Source organism: Bradyrhizobium genomosp. I (2014), assembly GCF_000261685.1.
GTDB lineage: Bacteria > Pseudomonadota > Alphaproteobacteria > Rhizobiales > Xanthobacteraceae > Bradyrhizobium.
In genome coordinates this window covers 1-17,609 of sequence record NZ_AJQE01000352.1, presented here as the reverse complement: position 1 = coordinate 17,609, position 17,609 = coordinate 1, and the positions used below count along the sequence as shown (strand labels likewise).

Sequence of the window (17,609 nt, the reverse complement as noted above, 5' to 3'; positions counted from 1 at the left end):
CCCCTGCCGCTGCCAGGCGTTCGCGCTGACGGGCGACGCCGCCAACACCGACCCGGCCTGCGCGCTGTCGCCGCTGCACGAGACCATCTTCAAGCAGGCGGAAGCGGAGGCCGAGGGCGAGACCAACCGCTTCCTCTATCGCAACTTCGCCGGCGGCACTCTGGAAGCCGAGAATGATGCCTGACGCCGACGCGGCCAGCGCGGTCAAACGCGCCGACCCCTTTGCGCCGCTGACCTCCGAGATGCTCGACGTCGGCGACGGCCACGAGCTCCATGTCGAGAGCGTCGGCCGCGCGGACGGAATCCCTGCGGTCTATCTGCATGGCGGGCCCGGCAGCGGCTGCCACCCTGATCATCGGCGCCTGTTCGACCCTGATCGCTTCTGCGCCATATTGTTGGACCAGCGCGGCTGCGGCCGCAGCAGGCCGAAGGGATCGCGCGAGCACAACACCACGGCGCATCTGATCGCGGACATGGAGAAGATCCGCGAAAAATTCGGCTTCGACCGCTGGATGGTGGTCGGCGGGTCCTGGGGCGCGACGCTGGCGCTGGCGTATGCGCAGGCGCATCCCGATCGCGTCTCAGGCATTGCGTTGCGCGCGACGTTTCTCGGCACGCGGGCCGAGGTCGAGACGGCCTTCACCTCGCGCCTGTCGCAATTCTATCCCGCGCTCTACGAAGACTTTCTGAGCGTGCTGACGCCCGAGGAGCGTGCGCAGCCGGTGGACGCGTATTGGCGCCGCATCCTCGGCGCCGATCCGGCGGTACACGGTCCGGCGGCGCGCGCGTGGCACGACACGGAGCGCATCCTGTCGGAGCACAAACCGGCGCGGACGCGGCTGGATCTGGCATCGCTGAACGTGTGGCGCACGCTGCCGGCGACGCCGTTCATGGAGGCGCATTATTTCGTCAACGACAGCTTCATGAGCGAAGATCAGCTGTTGCGAAACGCCGGCCGGCTCAGAGGCATTCCCGGCATCATCGTGCAGGGCCGCTATGACCTGTTATGTCCGCCCGGAACTTCCCAGGCGCTCGCGAATGTCTGGCCGGGTTCCGAGCTTCGCATCGTGGAAGAAGCCGGACATTCGCTCTATGATGGCGGCGTGAGGGACGCCGTCATGAAGTCGATTGCGGACCTCGGGTCGAAGGCCGCGCGCTAATGCGCGAGAGAGGGACAACAAGAAAATGCCGCTCGCCGGGAAAGGCATGCTGCTGACGTCGATGAACATCGACGCGGCCGATGAGGCTGATTTCAACCGCTGGTACGATCGCGAGCATCTGGAAGAGCGCGTCGCGATCGACGGTTTCCTCGAAGCGCGGCGCTATGTCGCGCATGCCGCCAATCCCAGATATCTCAGCCTGTATTCGACCGCGACGCTCGACGTGCTCGATAGCCCCGCCTACAAGACGCGGCTCGCGAGCCCGACCGATTGGTCGCGGCAGACCATGGCACGCTTCAAGGACATGCTGCGCGTCGTCGCGCGCATCACCATCAGCAAGGGCACCGGGCGCGGGGCCGTGCTCGGCCTGGTGCGGCTGCGGCCGACACCCGACACCGCCGGAGCGTGGCGTGATGCACTGCAAGACAGGCTGACGCCGGACAAGCGCGACGGTATCATCGCGATGCATCTGCTCGAAAGCGAGCCCGAATTGTCGGGCCCAACGGCGGATATACCGGCGGCGCGCAACGAGGGCGCGCGCGACTGGTTCGTGCTGATCGACGGCACGCATGTCGGCGCGGTCTCCGCTGTCATCGCCGAGCGCTTCACCGGCCCTGCCGCAATGCCCCTGCCGCTTCCCGTCTCCGTCGGCACCTACTGCCTGATGTGGGACCTCGCGAAGAGCGATATCGCGCGCGGCTAACGTTCATGCGCATCGCAGCATATTGCACCGCACGCACATTGCGCCGGACCGTCAATGCTGTGCGCGCTTGGCTCCCATGAAAGCGGGGAAGCGCGCAAATTTGCCGTTGTACTTCGGAACGGTTCTAATAAGCTAACCCAATGACGTCATTCAGAAACCGGATCGAGACGCATTAAGCGTCCGCCAAGCTCGAGAAAAAGGCCGCGGGGTCTTTGAGCCTGCGCGGACAGGGTAGGAATGAAACCGACCGATATCGCGGCCCCCGACTACTTTCACAAAGTGGTCGATTGCCAGTGGGCCTGTCCTGCGCACACACCGGTTCCCGAATACATCCGATTGATTGCCCAAGGCCGCTACAGCGACGCCTACATGATCAATTGGAAATCGAACGTGTTTCCCGGAATCCTGGGACGCACCTGCGACCGTCCCTGCGAGCCCGCGTGCCGCCGCGGACGCGTCGAGGAAAATCCGGTGGCGATCTGCCGCCTCAAGCGCGTCGCCGCGGACTTCAAGGACGACATCAGGCAGCGCCTGCCACGGCCCGCGCCGAAGAACGGCAAGCGTGTCGCGCTGGTCGGCGGCGGTCCCGCCTCGCTGACGGTGGCGCGCGATCTCGCGCCGCTCGGCTATCACTGCACCGTGTTCGATGCCGATCCGGAAGCCGGGGGCATGATGCGCACGCAGATCCCGAAATTCCGCCTGCCCAATTCCGTGATCGACGAGGAGACCGGCTACATCCTGGGCCTCGGCGTCGACTTCAAGGGCGGGCAGCGCATCGACAGCATGAAGGCGCTGCTGGCGGAGAAATATGATGCGATCTTCGTCGGCTCCGGCGCGCCGCGCGGCCGCGAGCTCGACATTCCCGGCCGGAAGGAAGCAGCGGCCAATATCCATATCGGCATCGAGTGGCTGGCCAACGTGTCGTTCGGCCACACCGACAGAATAGGCAAGCGCGTGATCGTGCTCGGCGGCGGCAACACCGCGATGGATTGCTGCCGCACCGCGCGCCGCCTCGGCGGCGAGAAAGTCACGGTGATCGTGCGCTCCGGCTTCGAGGAGATGAAAGCCTCGCCCTGGGAGAAGGAGGATGCGATCCACGAGGATATTCCGATCCTCAACTACATGGTCCCGGTGGCATTCAAGCATGTTGCCGGCAAGCTCATCGGCGTCACCTTCCAGCACGTCAAGGCCGAATATGACGCCAGAGGGCGCCGCAACCTCGTGCCCTCGGGCGACCCCGATCAGACCATTCCCTGCGACGACGTGCTGGTCGCGGTCGGCCAGGAGAACGCCTTCCCCTGGATCGAGCAGGATTGCGGCATCGAGTTCGACAAATGGCACATGCCGAAGGTCGATCCCGAGACATTTGCCTCGACCAATCCGAAGGTATTCTTCGGCGGCGACGCCGCGTTCGGCCCGAAGAACATCATCTGGGCGGTCGCGCACGGCCACGACGCCGCGCTGTCGATCCACAAGATGCTCTCGGGCGAGGCAATCGACGAACGACCGCTGCCGGACGTGCAGGTCTCATCGCAGAAGATGGGCATCCACGAATGGAGTTATGACAACGACATTTCCAACGACAAGCGCTTCAAGGTGCCGCATCGCGACAAGGTGATCGCGCTGAAGGACATCCGCGCCGAGGTCGAGCTGGGCTACGACGTCAAGCTCGCACTTGGCGAAGCAGAGCGCTGCCTGAACTGCGACGTCCAGACGGTGTTCTCGACCTCGCTCTGCATCGAGTGCGACGCCTGCGCCGACATCTGTCCGATGGACTGCATCACATTCACCGCCAATGGCGAGGAAAGCGATCTGCGCCAGCGGCTGAAGGCGCCCTCGGCGCATCCGGACCAGGATCTCTACGTCTCCAGCGACCTCAAGACCGGGCGCGTCATGGTGAAGGACGAGGACGTCTGCCTGCATTGCGGGCTGTGCGCCGAGCGTTGTCCCACCGGAGCCTGGGACATGCAGAAATATTTCATCGAGATGACTCACGCGGGTTCGACATGTCCGACAAAAAGCCGATCAGCAGCGTAAACGACTTCGTCGTCCGCTTCGCCAACGTCAACGGCTCGGGCTCGGCCAGCGCCAACGAGATGTTCGCCCGCGCGATCCTGCGCCATGGCGTTCCGGTGTCGCCGCGCAACATCTTCCCCTCCAACATCCAGGGCCTGCCGACCTGGTACGAGGTGCGGGTGACGGAAGACGGCCATCTCGGTGCCCGCGGCGGCGTCGACATGATGGTGGCGATGAACCCGCAGACCTGGGACAAGGACGTCGCCGGCATCGAGCCGGGCGGCTATCTGTTCTACGATTCCACCAAGCCGATGCCGTCCACCAGATTCCGCGACGACATCACCGTGATCGGCGTGCCGCTCACCGCGATCACCAACTCGACCTATACCGATCCGCGCCAGCGCCAGCTGTTCAAGAACATCATCTATCTGGGCAGCCTCAGTGCGCTGCTCGACATGGACCCGAAGCTGATCGAGCAGCTGATCGGCGAGCAGTACAAGGGCAAGGAGAAGCTGCTCTCCTCCAACGTCCATGCGCTGCATCTCGGCCGCGACTGGGCGCTGCAGAATTTGAAGTGCCCGATCGGGCTTCGCGTGAAGAAGTCCGACAAGGTCGGCGACCGCATCTTCATCGAGGGCAACAGCGCCGCCGCGCTCGGCGCCGTCTATGGCGGCGCCACCGTGTGCGCCTGGTATCCGATCACGCCCTCCTCGTCCGTGGCGGAGGCTTTCACCGCCCACTGCAAGAAGTACCGGCACGATCCGGAGACCGGCAAGGCGAAATACGCGATCGTGCAGGGCGAGGACGAACTGGCTTCGATCGGCATCGTCATCGGCGCCTCCTGGAACGGCGCGCGCGCCTTCACCGCGACCTCCGGCCCCGGCATCTCCCTGATGACCGAGTTCATCGGCCTCTCCTACTTTGCCGAGATTCCGGCGGTGATCATGAACATCCAGCGCGCCGGCCCCTCCACGGGCATGCCGACGCGCACCCAGCAATGCGACATCATCGCCTGCGCCTATGCCTCGCACGGCGACACCAAGCATGTGCTGCTGTTCCCGGAAGATCCGGCCGAAGCGTTCGAGTTCGCGGCTGCCGCCTTCGATCTCGCCGAGCGGCTCCAGACCACGATCTTCCTGATGCTCGACCTCGACATCGGCATGAACCACCGGCTCTGCCGTCCGCTGAAGTGGGATGACGCCCGACAGTACGACCGCGGCAAGGTGATGACCGCGGAGATGCTGGAAGAGGGCCGCGACTTCGGCCGCTATCTCGACGTCGACGGCGACGGCATTCCCTACCGTACCTATCCCGGCACGCACCCGACCAGGGGCTCCTATTTCACCCGCGGCACATCGCGCGACCGCTATGCGCGCTACTCCGAGGAAGGCTCGGTCTATGCCGACAACATGCAGCGCCTGGTGCGCAAGTTCGAGACGGCGCAGGATCTGGTGCCGCGGCCGCTGCAGGCCAACGCGGAACGGCCGACCAAATATGGCGTGATCTATTTCGGCTCGACCTCGCCGGCGATGGACGAGGCTATTGGGCTCTTGGAGGCGCGCGGGCATCAGCTCGACCGCCTGCGCATCCGCGCCTTCCCGTTCCATTCGAGCGTGGCGAGCTTCCTCGCCGAGCACGATTTCGTCTACGTGGTCGAGCAGAACCGCGACAGCCAGCTGCGTCAGCTCATCGTCAACGAGAACGGCATCGATCCCGTCCGCCTCGTGCCGATCGTGCATTACGACGGCACGCCGATCACCGCCCGTTTCATCGCCAAAGCCATTGGCGACCACCAGGACCACCTCAAGGTGACCCCGCTCCGCAAGGCCGTGTCGTGATGGCAAGCTGCATCCACATCGTCATTGCGAGCGCAGCGAAGCAATCCAGACTGCCTCCGTGGAAAGACTCTGGATTGCTTCGCTGCGCTCGCAATGACGGAGTGCGGTTGCGACAGCTCGGCCGAGTGCAAAGAGACGTCGGATTGCGGAGAGGGAGCAGAGAGAGACGGGCATGACCTACATCGCAAAGCCGAAATTTCATCATCCAGGCCTGAAGAAGAACGAGCTCGGCTACACGCATCGCGACTACGAGGGCAAGATCTCGACGCTGTGCGCCGGCTGCGGCCACGATTCGATCACGGCCTCGATCATCGAGGCCTGCTACGAGCTCTCGATCGAGCCGCATCGGGTGGCAAAGATCTCCGGCATCGGCTGCTCGTCGAAGACGCCGGACTATTTCCTCGGCAATTCGCACGGTTTCAACTCGGTGCACGGCCGCATGCCTAGCGTGCTGACCGGGGCCAATCTCGCCAACCGCGATTTGATCTATCTCGGCGTTTCCGGCGACGGCGATTCCGCCTCGATCGGGTTCGGCCAGTTCGCGCATTCGATCCGGCGCGGCGTCAACATGACCTATATCGTCGAGAACAACGGCGTCTACGGCCTGACCAAGGGCCAGTTCTCGGCGACCGCCGACCGCGGCTCGAAGAGCAAGAAGGGCGTCACCAACACCGACAACGCCATCGACCTCGTCGCGATCGCGCTGCAACTCGGCGCCACCTTCGTCGCGCGCTCGTTCTCCGGCGACAAGACCCAGCTGGTGCCGCTGATCGCGGCGGCGATCCGCCACAAGGGCGCATCCTTCATCGACGTCATCAGCCCCTGCATCGCCTTCAACAACCATGCCGGCTCGACCAAGAGCTTCGACTATGTCCGCGAGCACAACGACGCCGTGAACCGGCTCGACGTGCTGGTCGGACGCGATCCGATCGCGGTCGATTACGCACCGGGCACAGTGCAGCTGGTCGAGCAGCACGACGGCAGCAGGATCGCGCTGCGCAAGATCGACGCGGACTACGATCCGCACGACCGGTTGGGGGCTCAGACCTTCCTGGCCAAGCATGCCGCCAAGGGCCAGATCGTGACCGGCCTGCTCTACGTCGATCCCGATGCGGAAGACCTGCACGCGCATCTCGACACGGTCGAGACCCCGCTCAACACGCTGGAGGCGGACACGCTGTGCCCGGGCTCAGCGGTGCTGGACAAGATCAACGCCAGCCTGCGGTGATCATCTGTGCCGTACTGAACCGGGCTGCCTGACCCGTATGGTGATCTTCTCGGACACGACGGGCGGATCGAACGGATAGTGCTTCGCATCGCCCAGCACCAATTGCAGCGTGTGCCTGCCGGGCGGCAGCTCGAGAAATGTTTCGGTCTGCCCTGCTCCGAAATGTAGATGCGACTTGTCCTGCGGGATCGGTTCCTTGGCATCGATGGGCTCGTTGACGTCGACCAGCAAGTGATGATGACCGGCGTTCTGGTAGTCGTCGCCGGCATGCGTCACGCCCATGTTGCGCAGACCAAACCGGACCCAGAATCCGCCTCGGACCTTCTGCCCCTCTTGCGGAGTGATGAAGTACAGCTTTGCGTCTTTGGGGGCGGTCTTGCCCTGAGAGTAAGCAGCGGCCGGCAGCAATGCGAGCGCCGCCGCCAGCGCGACGCAGCCAATGATCTTCATCAGACCTACTCCAGCTCGAGAGCATGATCCGGAAAAGTGTGAAGCCGTTTTCCGAAAAGATCATGCTCAAAACAAAGACCTAAAGCGCGACGACGATTCACCCAGATCTCATCGCGCTTCAAGGACTGAGCGCGACCCGGAATCCATGCGTCGGGTAACGGACATTGGTATCATAGCCGTCGCGGTTGGACGGCCGCACGTATCTCGAATCGTTCTTCCATGAGCCCGAGCGCAGGACGTGCGACGAGCAGTCGACGCCGGTCCATGCCGAACCGTCGAGCGGCGCTCCCTGATAGTTCTTGTGCCAGCAGTCCTCGACCCACTGGTCGACGCCGCCGCCCATGTCGTGGAGTCCGAATGGATTGGGCTTGAAGCTGCCGACCTTCGCCGGCTGCTCGGCCGCGAGGTCGCCGCAATCCTTGCATCCGGCCATGCCCGGCTGGAGCTTGTCGCCCCACCAATACTTTGTTTGCGTTCCGCCGCGGGCCGCGTATTCCCATTCGGCCTCGCTCGGAAGCCGGTACTGCTTTTTCGTCGCCTGCGACAGGAAGGCGGCATATTGCTGCGCGTCAGTCCAGCTCACGTTGCTGACCGGCGCATCGTCCCTGCCGGTCGCAGTGAAACCACACGCGTTCGCAGCCGCGCATTCGTTCCACTCCCGCACCGTCACCGGATATTTTCCGATCGAGAACGGCTTGATCGTGACCTGGTGGACGGGACGCTCGGTCGGATCATCATTGCTTCCCATCGCGAAACTGCCGCCGCGAATCGCGATCATTTCGGGCTCGCTCACCGGCGTCGCGGACGGGCTCGGCGCCGGTGCGGGCGACGAAGGCGCCGAAGCGATCGAGGGAGATGGTTGCGGCGCCTGCGTCACCACCTCGCGCGGCGGGGCTTGCGGGACCGGGGATGGGGCCGGAGAAACGGCGGGCGCTGCGACCTGCTCGCCCACCCTGCTCTGAGGCTGTGCCAGCAGATACCAGAGCGCGCCGGCGGCAATGACGAGCAGCGTGACGGCCAGGAAAAAGATCAGCGCGTTCTCGCGCCGGCTTCTCGTCTTGCCGACGGAATCCGCATCCGGCAGCACGCGATAGACACGCACGGGATCGGTGATGTTCTTGACCTTGCGATCGCCGAGCGACTCGTAACCGCACACGATCTTGTGCTTGATCTGTTCGTAGATCGCGCCGGAGATGTAGACCTGCCCCGGTTCCGCGATGCCCTCGATACGCGTGGCGATGTTGACGCCGTCACCATAGATGTCGTCCGGCTCCACGATGACGTCACCGAGATTGACGCCAATCCGATATTCGAGCCGGGAATGCCTGGGGACCGAGGCGTTGCGTCCGACCAGATTTTGCTGGATGACGATGCTGCATCGAACGGCCTCCACGGGACTGTCGAAGATGGCGATGAAGCCGTCGCCCGTCGTCTTCACCAGGCTTCCATGGTGTTCGATGATGCTGGGCTGGATGAGGTCTCGCTCGATCCGCTTGACGCGAACATGCGTGCCTTCCTCGTCGGCCTGCATCAACCGACTGTAGGAGGCGATGTCACCGACGATGATCGCGGCGAGACGGCGAGGCATCCCGCCGTGCGGCGGCGGCTCATCCTGATTTCCGGATCTGAAGTTGCGAATTTCGCCCATGCGGGGGGACTCCACGAACCTACGAGGCAATCCCAGCTTACGACTGCAAAAGGCGGTCGTCTGTGAAGGCTACCACATTGACGAACCCAGACAATGTCGCAGCGATCGCCGGCGTCGGGTTCCGAAGCATCAAGGCGCCACACCCATTGAACCTTCCTGGTGGCGGCAGTGACTAAGGCCCCGGCGAGGCGCCGCTGGCCGTGTCCCCTGCAAGGGCGTCACACGGCAACGTTGAACGCGGTGCACCTCGCCCGCGTCTAACGGACAGCAGTTCTGTTGTGCTGCGGCAAAGTCGTCACGCACCCGAGGCCGTCATGAAGCTCTCCGTCATTGCTGCCCTGACTTTCGCCGCGCTGACCGGCGTCACCCATGCCGACGAGGCCGACAAGGTGCGGGAGACCACAAAGGCCGAAGCCGACGCCTTCAATGCGCGGCTCTATGCGGGGACGCCGGGCGACAAATCCTATGCCTGCTTCGTCCGTCGCTACGATGCCGGGCATCTGGCACGGCATCCCAAGCAGAAGGTGGCTTCCATGAAGCTCCTGGTCTCGGCAGAGACCGACAGGGAGGACAAGCAGCTCCACAACTCCTTCCGGCTCGGCTTCCGGTATCGCCATCGCCACGGCGATTTCGACACCAGCGGCTCGTGCGGGAGCCACGCGGTGCTTCTCAGTCAGGGGGACGAGGTTCGCATGGGCTGCGGTGTCGACTGCGAGGGTGGCGGCATCGAGGTCGGGCTGTCCAGGGACAACAAGTCGGCCATCATCCGGCTCGAGCAGGTCAGGGTCTGGCAGAACAACAAGCCGGACGACGAGGCCGAGCAATCGCTGGTCGCCGGTGCCGAGGACAGGATTTTCCGCCTCGACCGCGCCGACAACAGCGAGTGCGCCTCGCTCGTGACCGACCGCAGGGAACTGGCCGCACTGCGCCACAAGTGATATGCCTTCGGCAAATTCAGGCTTAGTCGAGGGAGACCGCCATGAACCGCCGGAACATGTTGTGGAGCGCCGTTTCGGCTTTGGGCGCCGCGCTTGGCGTCTCCAGCGCAAAGGCTGCGACCGAGGCAGCGCCGTCGAACAAGCTCAAGGTCGTCTATCACCTCAGCGATGCCGAGAAGGTCGGTTTCGTGCTCGGCAACATCCAGAACCACATCGACGGCGTCGGCGGCCCCGATCACGTGACCATCGCGCTGGTGATCCACGGGCCGGCGCTGAAGGCGTTTCACGCGGCGCAGGCCAACCCCGACATCAGCAGGCGCGTCGGCGATTTCTCCAAGGACGGCGTCGAGCTCGCCGCCTGCGGCAACACGATGAAGGCGCAGAACGTGACGCTGAAGGAGCTGCTGCCGGGCTTCGTCAGCGCGGAAAAGGGCGGCGTGGTGCGGCTGGCCGAGCTGCAGTCGCAGGGCTATCTGTATTTGCGGCCGTAAGGCACTGCACTTGCCACGAGAGAGATGCGCTCCCTCCGCCGCCTGCGGGGGAGGGTTACCCGCGGATGCCTCATCCCTTCAAAGCTACCAGCGCCGCCAATCTCACTTGACATACCCATAACTCTACAGTTATGGATTTACTCATAACCTCCGAGTTATGGATCTATGTCCGCTGCTCACGACCTCCTGTTCCGGACCCTCGCCGACCCGACCCGGCGGGCGATCTTCGAGCGGCTGTGCCGCGAGGGGGAGCAGACGGTCGGGGCGTTGACGGCGCGATCCGGCGTGTCCCAGCCGGCGGTCTCAAAGCATCTCGGCGCCTTGAAGCAGGCGGGCCTGGTGCGCGACCGCCATGAAGGAAGGCAGACCCATTACAGCGCACGGCCCGGCGCGCTCAATCCGCTGATCGACTGGACCGGCCAGATGGCCGGGTTCTGGCAGAGGCGGCTCGACGCGCTCGACGATCTCCTGAAGAGGATGGACCAATGACCGAGACTGAGACCGCGACCGAGAAGCGTTCCGTCGTCATCGAGCGCGAATTTGCCTTTCCGCCGGAGCGGATCTGGCGCGCGCTGACGCAGCCGCATCTGATCGAGGAATGGCTGATGATGAACGACTTCAAGCCCGTGGTCGGTCATCGCTTCAACCTGCGCGGCGAATGGGGCGGCGTGCTGGACTGCGAGGTGCTCACCATCGAGCCGCAGAAGGCGCTCGCCTACACCTGGAATTTCTCGCATGAGGACGCCGCGTTCGATCTGAAAAGCGTCGTGACGTTCACGCTGACGCCGACGAACGCGGGCACGCATCTGCGCGTCGAGCAGGCGGGCTTCAGCCCGACGCAGAAGCAGGCCTATGGCGGCGCACATGCCGGCTGGAAGCAGTTCTTGGCCAAGCTGGACGAAGTTCTGACGCGTCCGGATTGAGCGCGGCCATTTCGATCATCGCAGAGGAGGTCCCGTTGAACATGCGGATTCGACAAATCCATCGCTGGCTGTCCATCGCCTTCACCTTCGCGGTCATCGCGAACATCGTCGCCATGACGATGCAGCTCGATGCCGCCTGGATCGGCTTCCTGGCGCTCGTCCCGCTGATCCCGCTGCTTGCGACCGGGCTCTACCTGTTCGCGCTGCCCTATCTCGGCCGGCATGGCGGCGCTCACAGCGAGGCCAGGTCGTGAAGAAAGCGGTGGCGGCGAAGAAAAATGGCGCGAGGGAGGCGGATGGCGCTTCGCCCTCCGAGCTGATCGACGGCCGGATCAAGGAGCTCGGCGACTGGCGCGGCCAGATGCTGAGCCGGATCCGTGGCCTGATTGGGGAAGCCGATCCCGATGTCGTCGAGGAATGGAAGTGGCGAGGCGTTCCCGTGTGGGAGCACGACGGCATCATCTGCACCGGCGAGACCTACAAGGAGGTGGTGAAGCTGACCTTCGCCAGGGGCGCCGCACTGGACGACCCCGCGGGCCTGTTCAATTCCAGTCTCGACGGCAACGTGCGCCGCGCGATCGATATTCGCGAGGGCGAAAAGATCAACGAAAAGGCGTTGAAGGCGCTGATCCGCGCGGCGGTGGGGCTGAATGCGGCCAAGAAGAAGCCGGCGAAGAAGCGACCGGCGTAGAGCGCCTCACGTCGGGGTATATTCCTGGGGGCCGGAGCAAGCGCCTCGTCCTTCAAGACGACCGCTTCCAGCGGTCTCCTCAGGATGAGGCTAAGCAGCATCTCTGACCGTCGAAATTGCCGCCGCACACTCCGTCCTCATCCTGAGGGCTCGCCAAAGGCGGGCGTCTCGAAGGATGGCCGCGCGCGAGCTACCCGCCACGCCAATGCAAGACCTGCCGGCCGCCTTCACGCCACTGCGGCCGGGATCGGGCGCGGGCTCACGACATATTCGCGCAGGACCTTGTCGTTGCCATCGACCTCGATCAGCGCGACGTCGTAGGTCCAGAGATCGGCGAGATGCTGCAGCACGCGCTTGGCATCGGTCTCGTTGAGCTGCGAGCCCTTGATGACGTGGTGATGCAGGATCAGCCGGCGGTCGCCGGAGAGATCGACGTCGACCACCTCGATGTTGGCGTCGATGAAGCCGACGTCGTGCTGCCGCGCCAGCTCGCGGCGGACGCGGCGGAAACCGCGCTCGTCGTGAATGGCATCGACGCGGATGCCGGCGCGCTCCTCGGGATCATCGTGCAGATGGAACATGCGGAAGTGCCGCATCAATTTCGGGCTCAGGAACTGGCCGATGAAGCTTTCATCGCGGTAATTGGCCCAGACGTCGCGCAGCACGCCCATGACGTCGCTCCTGCCGGCGATGTCGGGGAACCACTCGCGGTCCTCGTCCTCCGGCCTGGTGACGATGCGCTCGATGTCCTGCATCACGGCGAAACCGAGCGCGTAAGGATTGAATCCGGAGAAGCGCGGGTCGTCGAATTCGGGCTGGAACACCACATTGGTGTGCGATCCCAGGAATTCGAGGAAGTTGCCGTCGGTGATGCGACCCTGCTGATGCAGCCGGGTCATGATGCGGTAGTGAACGTAGGTCGCCGTCCCCTCGTTCATCACCTTGGTCTGGCTCTGCGGATAGAAATATTGCGCGATGTGGCGGACGATGCGCAAGAGCTCGCGCTGCCAGGGCGCCAGCCGTGGCGCGCTCTTCTCCAGGAAATAGAGCAAATTCTCCTGCGGCAATCCGAGCAGCTTGCGGCGGCGTTCGATGCTGATCGCGGACCTGCTCTTGGCGGCGCCCTTGGGCACGGTGCGCCAGAGGTCGTTGAAGACCTCCTCCTCGTGCTGGCGGCGGCGCCCTGCCCGCTTTTCCTCGGCGCGCAGATCGAGCTTCTTCTTGCCGGGATAGCGGTCGATGCCGTGCGACATCAGCGCGTGCGCGGCATCGAGCGTGCGCTCGACCTCGATGCGGCCGTAGCGATCCTCGCATTGCATGACGTAGTTCTTGGCGAAGTCGAGATAATCCAGGATGCCGTCGGCATCGGTCCACTGCTTGAACAGATAATTGTTCTTGAAGAAATGGTTGTGGCCGAAGGCGGCGTGCGCAATCACCAGCGTCTGCATCGTCGCCGTGTTCTCCTCCATCAGATAGGAGATGCAGGGCGAGGAGTTGATCACGATCTCGTAGGCGAGCCCCATCAGGCCCTTGCGATAGGACGCTTCATGGAACGCAAAGTGCTTGCCGAACGACCAGTGCTTGTAGAACAAGGGCATGCCGACCGACGAATAGGCGTCCAGCATCTGCTCGGCGGTGATGACCTCGATCTGGTTGGGATAGACGTCGAGCCCGAGATCCTTCAGCGCCACCTCCTCGCAGGCATCGGTGATGCGCTGCAAGGTCTGGAAATCCCAATCGGCGCCTTCGAACAATCGTTCCGTCATGGAGCGGCCTTCTCCTGGGCAGTTTCGCGGCGCTGGAACAAGTCGTGGAACACCGGAAAGATCTCGCTCCGCTCCGAGACCTTGCGCATCGAGAGCGGCGCGCCGCTGTTGCGCAGACGCTCGTAGAGGGTCCAGAGCGAGGAGTCGGAGAGATCGAACGCGCTGCCGCCGGACTCGCCGACCTCGAGATAGGCAAAGAACTGGCAGACCGGCAGGATCTTGTCGGTCAGCAGCATGCCGGTGAGCTCGCCGTCGGAATAGGAATTGTCGCCGTCGGAGGCTTGCGCAGCGTAGATGTTCCAGTCCGACGGATTGAAGCGCTCGCGCACGATCTCGTGCATCGCCTGGAGCGCGCTGGAAACCAGCGTGCCACCCGAGGCCGGACCGTAGAAGAAGGTCTGCTCGTCCACCTCCTCGGCGCGGTCGGTGTGGCGGATGAAGACGATCTCGACATGCTTGTAGCGGCGCTTCAGGAACACGTAGAGCAGCATGTAGAAGCGCTTGGCCAGATCTTTCATATGTTCGGACATCGAGCCGGAGACGTCCATCAGGCAGAACATTACGGCCTGCGCGACAGGCTTCGGCACCGTCTCGAAACGACGATAGCGGATGTCGAGCGGATCGATGAAGGGAATGCGCTTGGACTTCGCCTTCAGCTTTTCGAGCTTGGCGACCAGCTCGGTGCGTTCGTCCTCGTCCGTGCATGCGGCGATCGCCGCTTCCAGCTCTTCGATCTCGTCCTTGCGCGGACGCTTGAGCGCGATGCGGCGCGCGAGCGCGAGCTTCACCGTCCGGCTCACCGAGATATTGGCGGGCGAACCCGACGTGGTGTAGCCGGCGCGCTGGATACCCTCGCTCTCGGTCTGCGCGATCTTGCGCTTGGCGAGATCCGGAAGCTCGAGGTCGTCGAGGAAGAGATCGACGAACTCGTCACGGCTGAGCACGAAGCGGAAGGCGTCCTCGCTGTCGCCTTCGCCGGGACCGGAATTCTTGGCGCTGCCCTGGCCGGAGCGCTGGAGATAGTCGCCTTCGACGAACTTCTTGTTGCCGGGCAGGACCATGTCCCGCGTTCCGCCTTCACGGCGGAAGCGCGGCTCGTGCATGCCGTCGAGCGGGATCGTGACCTCACCACCCTCCAGGACGTCCTTGATGTCGCGTTCCTGCGAGGTCTTCTTGACGGCGCCCTGCACCAGGGACTTGGCCCGACGCAAGAACCGCTGGCGGTTCTCAAGACTCTTGCCGCCTGGATTCAGGCGCCTGTCAATAATGTGAATGGGCACTTGTCAGTTTGCCTCCCATGCACCTCAACCGGCCTGCTTCACGCGCATGTACCATTCGACCAGCCGGCGAACCTGACGCTCGGTGTAGCCGCGCTCCACCATGCGTGCGACGAACTCGCCGTGCTTCTTCTCCGTCTCGCCGTCCTTCTTCGACCCGAAGGAGATGACCGGAAGCAGGTCCTCGACTTGCGAGAATATCCTCTTTTCGATCACGTCGCGAATCTTCTCGTAGGAGGTCCAGGTCGGATTTTTGCCGCCGTTCTGAGCCCGCGACCGTAACGAGAATTTGACGACCTCGTTGCGGAAGTCCTTGGGGTTGGCGATGCCCGCCGGCTTCTCGATTTTCGTCAGTTCCTGGTTCAAAAGCTCGCGATCGAGCAGCTGGCCGGTGTCGGGATCCTTGAAGTCCTGGTCCTCGATCCAGGCGTCGGCGTAGTCGACGTAGCGGTCGAACAGGTTCTGGCCATAATCCGAGTAGGATTCGAGATAGGCCTTCTGGATCTCGTTGCCGATGAACTCGGCGTAGCGCGGCGCCAGCTCCGCCTTGATGAATTCGAGATAGCGTTTCTCGGTCTCCTCCGGCAGCTGCTCGCGGCGAATCGCCTGCTCCAGCGCGTACATCAGGTGCACGGCGTCGGCGGCGACCTCCTGCGGGTCGTGGTTGAAGGTCGCAGCCAGAACCTTGAAGGCGAAGCGGGTGGAGGCACCGTCCATGCCCTCGTCGACACCGGCGGCATCGCGATATTCCTGCACGCTGCGCGCCTTCGGATCGGACTCTTTCAGGCTCTCGCCGTCATAGACCCGCATCTTGGCGAACACCGTGGAGTTCTCGTGCTTGCGCAGGCGCGACATCACCGAGAACCGCGCCAGCGTCTCCAGCGTCGAAGGCGCACAAGGCGCCGACGCGAGCTCGGAGCCCTGGATCAGCTTCTCGTAGATCTTCTGCTCTTCGGTGACCCTGAGGCAGTACGGCACCTTGATGACGCAGATGCGATCGATGAACGCCTCGTTGTTCTTGTTGGCCTTGAAGCTCGCCCACTCGGCTTCGTTGGAGTGCGCGAGGATGATGCCGGTGAACGGGATCGCTCCGATGTTCTCGGTGCCGATGTAGTTGCCTTCCTGCGTCGCGGTCAGCAGCGGATGCAGCATCTTGATCGGCGCCTTGAACATCTCGACGAACTCGAGCACGCCCTGGTTGGCGCGATTGAGGCCGCCGGAATAGCTGTAGGCGTCGGGATCGTTCTGCGCATAGGTTTCGAGCTTGCGGATGTCGACCTTGCCGACCAGCGAGGAGATGTCCTGGTTGTTCTCGTCACCGGGCTCGGTCTTGGCGATCGCGATCTGGCGCAGCCGCGACGGCTGGATTTTTGCGACTCGGAACTGGGAAATGTCGCCTCCGAAGGCCTCGAGCCGCTTGTAGCACCACGGGCTCATCAGGCCGGTGAGACGACGGCGCGGAATGCCGTACTTCTCCTCCAGCATCGGGCCGAGCTGATCGGGATCGAACAGGCTGAGTGGGCTTTCGAACACCGGCGAGAGTTCGTCGCCGGCCTTCAGCACGTAGATCGGATGCACTTCCATCAGCGACTTCAGCCGCTCGGCGAGCGAGGATTTGCCGCCGCCGACCGGGCCGAGCAGATAGAGGATCTGCTTGCGCTCCTCCAGGCCCTGCGCTGCGTGGCGGAAGAAACCAACGATGCGCTCGATGGTTTCTTCCATGCCGTAGAAGCCGGCGAAAGCCGGATAGGTGCGGATCGTGCGGTTCAAAAAAATACGGCCAAGGCGTGGGTCCTTGGCCGTGTCAATCGTCTGGGGCTCGCCGATCGCCGCTAGCAGTCGTTCGGCCGCGTTCGCGTATTTCATGGGATCGCTTCGACACGATTCCAGATATTCCGCCATCGACATGTCGTGCTGACTTCTCGCCTCGAACGACCGAGCGAAAGCGTTGAACAGAGAATCGTTGTACATGATCCCTCTCCGCGTGAGTTCCGCTACAAGCTGAAACGAAAGCAGTTACCGGACCGTTCCTCAGGCCGTTTCGAATCAGCGTGAGCACATGACGATCATTGGACACCCTGGTGCCAACTCGACGCAACGCACAACGTAGGCACTCGTTGAGTTACGAACAGGCACATGCCTGTAATTTGTGCGAATCTTTGTCTATATTGGCTCATTTCCAGAAAATGTCACTTGGTCGCAACATCCGGGCATTCCCGGGGATGCGTTCATCCGGCAATGCAGCATAGCGATCCGGGAGCGGCGATCTTATGACACTTGTACGGCGAAGCCTTGGGGTGCACGACGAAAGCCTTGAGGGTGTACGGCGAAGCCTTGGGGGCCGCGTTCATCTTCCTGCTGCAATGCAGTGCGCGGGCCGCTGGCGGCGGGACAGTCGCGGCCAGCGCGTAGCAATGTATCAAAATCGGTCGCCAAGCCCTCCAACCGGATGACGATGCGATCATTCTGCGCGCAACCGG

Annotated in this window: 16 protein-coding genes and 2 pseudogenes; 12 read left to right on the top strand and 6 right to left on the bottom strand. The window is 63.4% G+C overall.

Annotation, left to right across the window (positions count from 1 at the left end):
* From IC50_RS31250 to IC50_RS31225, 6 genes and pseudogenes are all read left to right on the top strand, one after another.
* Positions 1 to 184 (top strand): annotated as a pseudogene (locus tag IC50_RS31250) (pyrroloquinoline quinone biosynthesis protein PqqE); the annotation flags it as partial.
* Complete coding sequence (pip, locus tag IC50_RS31245; protein ID WP_035714240.1) at positions 174 to 1,160, top strand: prolyl aminopeptidase; 987 nt, start codon at positions 174 to 176, stop codon at positions 1,158 to 1,160. The pseudogene IC50_RS31250 and the gene pip, both read left to right, overlap by 11 nt.
* A gap of 25 nt (positions 1,161 to 1,185) precedes the next feature.
* Positions 1,186 to 1,863 (top strand): DUF4286 family protein, encoded by a 678-nt coding sequence (locus tag IC50_RS31240; RefSeq protein WP_035714237.1) that lies wholly within the window; start codon positions 1,186 to 1,188, stop codon positions 1,861 to 1,863.
* 237 nt (positions 1,864 to 2,100) lie between these two features.
* Complete coding sequence (locus IC50_RS31235; protein ID WP_035714234.1) at positions 2,101 to 3,900, top strand: FAD-dependent oxidoreductase; 1,800 nt, start codon at positions 2,101 to 2,103, stop codon at positions 3,898 to 3,900.
* The gene (locus IC50_RS31230; protein ID WP_035714232.1) at positions 3,870 to 5,717 is read left to right on the top strand and encodes a 2-oxoacid:acceptor oxidoreductase subunit alpha; all 1,848 of its coding nucleotides are present in this window, start codon (positions 3,870 to 3,872) and stop codon (positions 5,715 to 5,717) included. Before IC50_RS31235 ends, IC50_RS31230 begins: the two co-directional genes overlap by 31 nt.
* Before the next feature lie 172 nt (positions 5,718 to 5,889).
* Complete coding sequence (locus IC50_RS31225; protein WP_035714229.1) at positions 5,890 to 6,945, top strand: 2-oxoacid:ferredoxin oxidoreductase subunit beta; 1,056 nt, start codon at positions 5,890 to 5,892, stop codon at positions 6,943 to 6,945.
* Here the strand turns inward: IC50_RS31225 and IC50_RS31220 are convergent, their stop codons facing one another.
* Together IC50_RS31220 and IC50_RS31215 are read right to left on the bottom strand one after the other, a co-directional pair.
* Positions 6,946 to 7,395, bottom strand: coding sequence for a DUF4399 domain-containing protein (locus tag IC50_RS31220; protein WP_035714226.1), 450 nt, complete (start codon positions 7,393 to 7,395; stop codon positions 6,946 to 6,948). It lies immediately after the preceding gene.
* A gap of 118 nt (positions 7,396 to 7,513) precedes the next feature.
* Positions 7,514 to 9,043 (bottom strand): SUMF1/EgtB/PvdO family nonheme iron enzyme, encoded by a 1,530-nt coding sequence (locus tag IC50_RS31215; RefSeq protein ID WP_035714223.1) that lies wholly within the window; start codon positions 9,041 to 9,043, stop codon positions 7,514 to 7,516.
* Between the two features lie 314 nt (positions 9,044 to 9,357).
* On the opposite strand from IC50_RS31215, the gene IC50_RS31210 reads away from it, so the two are divergent.
* From IC50_RS31210 to IC50_RS31185, 6 genes are all read left to right on the top strand, one after another.
* Positions 9,358 to 9,981, top strand: a complete 624-nt coding sequence (locus IC50_RS31210; protein ID WP_035714221.1) for a hypothetical protein — start codon at positions 9,358 to 9,360, stop codon at positions 9,979 to 9,981.
* A 41-nt stretch (positions 9,982 to 10,022) separates the two neighbouring features.
* Positions 10,023 to 10,472 carry a DsrE family protein gene (locus tag IC50_RS31205; protein ID WP_035714218.1) on the top strand — a complete coding sequence of 150 codons (450 nt, stop codon included), beginning with the start codon at positions 10,023 to 10,025 and terminating at the stop codon, positions 10,470 to 10,472.
* 165 nt (positions 10,473 to 10,637) lie between these two features.
* On the top strand, positions 10,638 to 10,961 hold the full coding sequence (locus tag IC50_RS31200; RefSeq protein ID WP_035714216.1) for an ArsR/SmtB family transcription factor: 324 nt from the start codon (positions 10,638 to 10,640) through the stop codon (positions 10,959 to 10,961).
* Complete coding sequence (locus tag IC50_RS31195; RefSeq protein WP_035714214.1) at positions 10,958 to 11,395, top strand: SRPBCC family protein; 438 nt, start codon at positions 10,958 to 10,960, stop codon at positions 11,393 to 11,395. Before IC50_RS31200 ends, IC50_RS31195 begins: the two co-directional genes overlap by 4 nt.
* Positions 11,396 to 11,436: 41 nt before the next feature.
* On the top strand, positions 11,437 to 11,649 hold the full coding sequence (locus IC50_RS31190; RefSeq protein ID WP_035714245.1) for a hypothetical protein: 213 nt from the start codon (positions 11,437 to 11,439) through the stop codon (positions 11,647 to 11,649).
* Complete coding sequence (locus IC50_RS31185) at positions 11,646 to 12,086, top strand: DUF1801 domain-containing protein (RefSeq protein ID WP_035714211.1); 441 nt, start codon at positions 11,646 to 11,648, stop codon at positions 12,084 to 12,086. The genes IC50_RS31190 and IC50_RS31185 overlap by 4 nt, the downstream gene beginning before the upstream one ends.
* A 227-nt stretch (positions 12,087 to 12,313) precedes the next feature.
* Here IC50_RS31185 and IC50_RS31180 read toward each other — a convergent pair whose 3' ends face one another.
* The 4 genes and pseudogenes from IC50_RS31180 to IC50_RS42835 form a co-directional block, all read right to left on the bottom strand.
* Positions 12,314 to 13,852 carry a SpoVR family protein gene (locus IC50_RS31180; protein ID WP_035714209.1) on the bottom strand — a complete coding sequence of 513 codons (1,539 nt, stop codon included), beginning with the start codon at positions 13,850 to 13,852 and terminating at the stop codon, positions 12,314 to 12,316.
* Complete coding sequence (locus IC50_RS31175) at positions 13,849 to 15,126, bottom strand: YeaH/YhbH family protein (protein ID WP_193374175.1); 1,278 nt, start codon at positions 15,124 to 15,126, stop codon at positions 13,849 to 13,851. Before IC50_RS31175 ends, IC50_RS31180 begins: the two co-directional genes overlap by 4 nt.
* A 30-nt stretch (positions 15,127 to 15,156) precedes the next feature.
* Complete coding sequence (locus IC50_RS31170; RefSeq protein ID WP_035714204.1) at positions 15,157 to 17,100, bottom strand: PrkA family serine protein kinase; 1,944 nt, start codon at positions 17,098 to 17,100, stop codon at positions 15,157 to 15,159.
* A 297-nt stretch (positions 17,101 to 17,397) separates the two neighbouring features.
* Positions 17,398 to 17,609 (bottom strand): annotated as a pseudogene (locus IC50_RS42835) (hypothetical protein); the annotation flags it as partial.

Coding starts and splice junctions, on each gene's coding strand:
- IC50_RS31190 (WP_035714245.1), top strand. CDS start 11,437: ATGCGGATTCGACAAATCCATCGCTGGCTGTCCATCGCCTTCACCTTC.
- IC50_RS31195 (WP_035714214.1), top strand. CDS start 10,958: ATGACCGAGACTGAGACCGCGACCGAGAAGCGTTCCGTCGTCATCGAG.
- IC50_RS31235 (WP_035714234.1), top strand. CDS start 2,101: ATGAAACCGACCGATATCGCGGCCCCCGACTACTTTCACAAAGTGGTC.
- pip (WP_035714240.1), top strand. CDS start 174: ATGATGCCTGACGCCGACGCGGCCAGCGCGGTCAAACGCGCCGACCCC.
- IC50_RS31170 (WP_035714204.1), bottom strand. CDS start 17,100: ATGTACAACGATTCTCTGTTCAACGCTTTCGCTCGGTCGTTCGAGGCG.
- IC50_RS31230 (WP_035714232.1), top strand. CDS start 3,870: ATGTCCGACAAAAAGCCGATCAGCAGCGTAAACGACTTCGTCGTCCGC.
- IC50_RS31180 (WP_035714209.1), bottom strand. CDS start 13,852: ATGACGGAACGATTGTTCGAAGGCGCCGATTGGGATTTCCAGACCTTG.
- IC50_RS31225 (WP_035714229.1), top strand. CDS start 5,890: ATGACCTACATCGCAAAGCCGAAATTTCATCATCCAGGCCTGAAGAAG.
- IC50_RS31205 (WP_035714218.1), top strand. CDS start 10,023: ATGAACCGCCGGAACATGTTGTGGAGCGCCGTTTCGGCTTTGGGCGCC.
- IC50_RS31210 (WP_035714221.1), top strand. CDS start 9,358: ATGAAGCTCTCCGTCATTGCTGCCCTGACTTTCGCCGCGCTGACCGGC.
- IC50_RS31215 (WP_035714223.1), bottom strand. CDS start 9,043: ATGGGCGAAATTCGCAACTTCAGATCCGGAAATCAGGATGAGCCGCCG.
- IC50_RS31220 (WP_035714226.1), bottom strand. CDS start 7,395: ATGAAGATCATTGGCTGCGTCGCGCTGGCGGCGGCGCTCGCATTGCTG.
- IC50_RS31240 (WP_035714237.1), top strand. CDS start 1,186: ATGCCGCTCGCCGGGAAAGGCATGCTGCTGACGTCGATGAACATCGAC.
- IC50_RS31200 (WP_035714216.1), top strand. CDS start 10,638: ATGTCCGCTGCTCACGACCTCCTGTTCCGGACCCTCGCCGACCCGACC.